This is a genomic window from Peribacillus sp. (genome assembly GCF_059453735.1).
The window spans coordinates 1-4167 of sequence record NZ_JAZVJO010000137.1; the positions used below are offsets into that span (position 1 = coordinate 1).

At 37.6% G+C, this 4167-nt stretch carries 6 protein-coding genes; 1 reads left to right on the forward strand and 5 read right to left on the reverse strand.

Translation table 11 applies throughout. The features are described 5' to 3' along the window. The first annotated feature begins 14 nt into the window (after positions 1-14). Complete coding sequence (locus AC52RT_RS04615; RefSeq protein ID WP_495539672.1) at positions 15-146, forward strand: PCYCGC motif-containing (lipo)protein; 132 nt, start codon at positions 15-17, stop codon at positions 144-146. 45 nt (positions 147-191) lie between these two features. On the opposite strand, the gene AC52RT_RS04620 is transcribed toward AC52RT_RS04615, so the two are convergent. The 5 genes from AC52RT_RS04620 to ilvA all read right to left on the reverse strand — a co-directional run bounded on the left by AC52RT_RS04620 (position 192) and on the right by ilvA (position 3986). After that, a complete protein-coding gene (locus tag AC52RT_RS04620) occupies positions 192-1034 on the reverse strand; it encodes a DegV family protein (protein WP_495539667.1) in 843 nt (280 codons plus the stop codon). A 197-nt stretch (positions 1035-1231) separates the two neighbouring features. Beyond that, positions 1232-1513, reverse strand: a complete 282-nt coding sequence (locus AC52RT_RS04625; protein WP_495539668.1) for a DUF2535 family protein — start codon at positions 1511-1513, stop codon at positions 1232-1234. A gap of 67 nt (positions 1514-1580) precedes the next feature. After that, positions 1581-2324 (reverse strand): twin-arginine translocase subunit TatC, encoded by a 744-nt coding sequence (gene tatC / locus AC52RT_RS04630; RefSeq protein ID WP_495539669.1) that lies wholly within the window; start codon positions 2322-2324, stop codon positions 1581-1583. 87 nt (positions 2325-2411) lie between these two features. Further along, the gene (locus tag AC52RT_RS04635) at positions 2412-2603 is read right to left on the reverse strand and encodes a twin-arginine translocase TatA/TatE family subunit (RefSeq protein WP_495539670.1); all 192 of its coding nucleotides are present in this window, start codon (positions 2601-2603) and stop codon (positions 2412-2414) included. Between the two features lie 114 nt (positions 2604-2717). Further along, the gene (gene ilvA, locus AC52RT_RS04640) at positions 2718-3986 is read right to left on the reverse strand and encodes a threonine ammonia-lyase IlvA (protein WP_495539671.1); all 1269 of its coding nucleotides are present in this window, start codon (positions 3984-3986) and stop codon (positions 2718-2720) included. Positions 3987-4167 lie beyond the last annotated feature (181 nt).

Consider the following 4167-nt stretch of genomic DNA (forward strand, 5'->3'; position numbering starts at 1 on the left):
GATGCGGTGTTTGTCTGCAAATTGCTGCTGATTCCATAGCCATGGAAAACGCAGGTATAACCGTTAATGAGGTTCGACAAGCTATCGATAAAAAATATGCTGACGGATATGCAAGTCCCACTCCAACTCCAATGCCAGAAGAATAGACACGAAAAAGAACGTCCATTAAGAAATCGGACGTTCTTTTTATATCAATCCCAATAATACATAATAGCAAAGGCACCCTCACCTGTATGTGTACTAATTACAGGGGTGGTATCTTCTAGCAAAATCTCACCGAATCCAGATAATTCAGCAACTGCTTTCCTGACTTTATCGGCTATTTCAAAACCATTTACATGGACGATTCCGATTCCTTTAACTACCTTGCCGCTTGTATCTGCCGTGAACTTTTTCGTAATATATTTCACAACTTGAGCCTGACTTCTTGCTTTGGATACGGGATTCAAGACACCTTCATCAAGGATAGCAATTGGCTTAATATTAAGAAGCGAACCAATAAACGCTGATGCTTTTCCAATTCGGCCGCCCTTAACTAAGTTTTCCAACGTATCAATGACAATAATTAAGCCTGTCTGATTTCGAATCGTCTCTAAACGTTCCAAAATTTCAGCAACACTTTTTCCTGCCTCTGCCATTTTAGCAGCTTCTATAACCTGGAAGGATAATGCTTTTGAAATAAATTTAGAATCAACTACATGAACCTTTGCATCTGACATGCTAGCAGCGCTCTCTGCAGATTGAACAGTACCGCTCATACCACCTGTCATGTGAATAGAAATGATATCACTTCCATCTTGCCCCAATCGATTGTAGACATCCAAGAAGACACCAGCAGGCGGCTGCGAGCTTTTCGGCAGTTCTTTTGATTTTCTCATTCTCTGTAAAAATTCATCTTGTTCTATTTCAATTTTGTCTAAAAATACCTCATCATTTATTGAAATTGATAAAGGTACCATTTCAACACCATATTTCTTGAGCTCTTCAGGAGTCATATCAACAGTTGAATCCGTGACTATTTTTACCTTACCCACAATTTCACATCCTTATGATAACAATACACTATGTATTATACCTTTTCAGTAGGCCCATTCAAACAAAATGTTAGGCAATAATATATATTTCCTCCCCATCTTAAAAAAAGACCATCGCTCACCCCATCCTAATAGAAAAAGAAATCAAAAATTGATACTTTTTTTCAATAAGAAGGAATAAACCATGGCGTTTCATCTTATGCATTATGCTGCAGCTCATCTGCAAAGAGTTCTTTATACTCAGGCCATCTCAATACAGATAACAGGTATCCCTTAAAGGAATAAGAAACTTTATAATCTTTCTTCATATAAATCTCATTCACAAACATTTCAAGACGAGCATTTACCATAAAGCAAGCGTAATTCTCGGATAGTAAAACTGGTATTTCTGTAATAGTCACCTTATGTCCAAGACAGTTTCTGAACTCTAGGCTTTTAAACAGCACAGTATCAATCCTCATTTTCTCCCGATTACTCATTATTATACACAATTTAGGAGGACCTTTACATGTTTAAATACGTAATAAAATCCAAAATTAAACCTGACTATTCCCCACTAACCGCTTGTTCTGCCTTAGCCTCCCGCCTTTGTTTACGTCTAAAAACAATTTTAGACAGCGAAATACTGATTTCATAAAGTAATAGCAGGGGTACTGTGACGATAAAATCAGACATAAAGTCCGGGGGAGTAATCGTGATCGCGATAAGGACCAACACAAAGTAAGCATATTTCCGCAGTTTTTGTAGAACGAAGGGATTAATAATCCCAATAGATGTCAAGAACATGGTTACAACCGGCAATTCAAATAGAATGGCAAACGGAATCGTCATATTTAAGACAAATCCGAAATACTTTTCTGCAGTGAAGGTGGTCTCGAACATTCCCTCACCTAGCTCAAGAAGAAAATCAAGAATCATCGGCAAAATGGCAAAATAGCCAAACGCAAGTCCACCGAGAAACAGAAGGAACAATGCTGGTATATAAGCTAAGGTTGCTTTCACTTCATTGTCCAACAGTGCTGGTTTCACAAACAGCCAAATCTGCAAGGCTAGAACGGGTATCGTTATCGCAATAGCTATAACGGTCGCCAGCATAAAGTAAATCCAGATAATTTCACTGGGTCCAAGCACTAGTAATTTAACTTCTAGGTCTTTGACCAGCCATTTGTAAATATCTTCTACATAAATAAAACCGATAATAAAAGATAGAAGAAAAACGGAAACGGTAATAATTAATCTCTTTCTGAGCTCCTCAAGATGTTCAATGAGGTTTAAATCTTTTTCTGCCACATTAATCACGCCTTTAATTAATCTACATTACATACCATTCAGTAAAAAGGGTGTAAGATTAGTCATCTCACACCACATTATCTATAATTATTTTACTACGTCTTTTTTTTCATCCTTCACATCGTCATGATCTTTTGTTAGTTCACGGGTAGACTTTTTGAATTCCTGTAAGGTTTGGCCGAAGGCTCGTCCGATTTCAGGAAGTTTTTTTGGTCCAAAAATAATAAGTACCAAAACTAATAGAAGTATCAATCCTGGTATACCAATGTTTGAAAACATTCATACATCCCCTTTGTTTCTTTTTAGCATATTCATCCAAAAAAAGAAGCAAAAGCCTGATGCTCTTGCTTCGTATCTATAATACTCTAACTCCAAGATGAATTCCACCTTTAATTAAATGAGCAAGTTAAATAAACGAGTATCATTATTCACATCAACAAAAGGAAAACCCTTCTTTGTCATACGATCGATTAACTGATCATGGTCCTCTTTGTGCTTCAATTCAATACCGACCAATGCAGGTCCATCTTCTTTATTATTCTTCTTAGTATACTCAAATCGAGCAATATCATCTTCTGGACCCAGTACTTCATCAAGAAATTCTCGCAATGCTCCAGCCCGTTGTGGGAAATTCACGATAAAATAATGCAGTAACCCTTCATATAACATCGATTTTTCTTTAATTTCTTGCATTCTTTCAATATCGTTATTTCCGCCGCTGATAATGCAAACGATATTTTTTCCTTTTATTTGTTCCTTATAAAAATCCAGAGCTGCCACTGAAAGAGCTCCCGCAGGTTCAGCAACAATAGCATGTTCATTATATAGTTCCAAAATAGTTGTACACACTTTTCCTTCCGGGACTGAAATGATCCCTGAAAGAAGTTCATGACATATATCAAATGTCTTTGCACCCACATATTTCACGGCTGCACCATCAACGAACGTATCAATTTGTTCAAGACCTGTCGGCTTCCCTTGCTCAAACGAATAACTCATCGAGGCTGCCCCTTCAGGCTCTACACCTATACATTTCGTACTTGGCGATTTTGCATTAAAATAGGAAGACACACCAGACATTAAACCGCCGCCGCCAATTCCGCCTAGAACAAAATCAATCGGTTCTTCGCAATCATTTAAGATTTCAACAGCAATTGTTCCTTGTCCAGCAATCACCATCTCATCATCAAATGGGTGGATAAATGTCCGCTTTTCTTCTTCCGCACAACGTTTAGCTTCTGCAAAGGCATCATCAAACGTATCCCCTGCTAAGATGATTTCAACAAAACCTTTACCAAACATCTTCACTTGCCCGACCTTTTGACGAGGGGTGGTTGCAGGCATGTATACCTTACCCGAAACCCCCATTTGTTGACAAGCAAATGCCACACCCTGCGCATGGTTTCCGGCACTGGCACAAACGACGCCATTTTTCGTTTCCAATGACGTTAAGGTTTTCATTTTATAGTAAGCCCCTCTTAGTTTAAAGGAGCGTACATGCTGTAAATCTTCTCTCTTTAAAAAAATATTGCATTGATATCTTTCTGATAGGCGCTCATTTTTTTGGAGTGGAGTATGAGAAACTATGTCTTTTAACTCGTGATGAGCAACCAAAATATCCTCAATCTGAACCCATTTTCTGATAGATGTTATTTGATTCATCCTATCTCCTCGCCTCTTCCTAATAGATAATTCATAAATTATATCATTTAATCTATGATTATCAACAGATTTTTCTAAAAATTCTATTTATTTTTTAGAAATAAGTAAGAGTGCATCATAGCCCTGTTCAACTCATGTGCACTCCCGGTTCTAAGTTAGATAGAAACTTGTCTTATTCGAT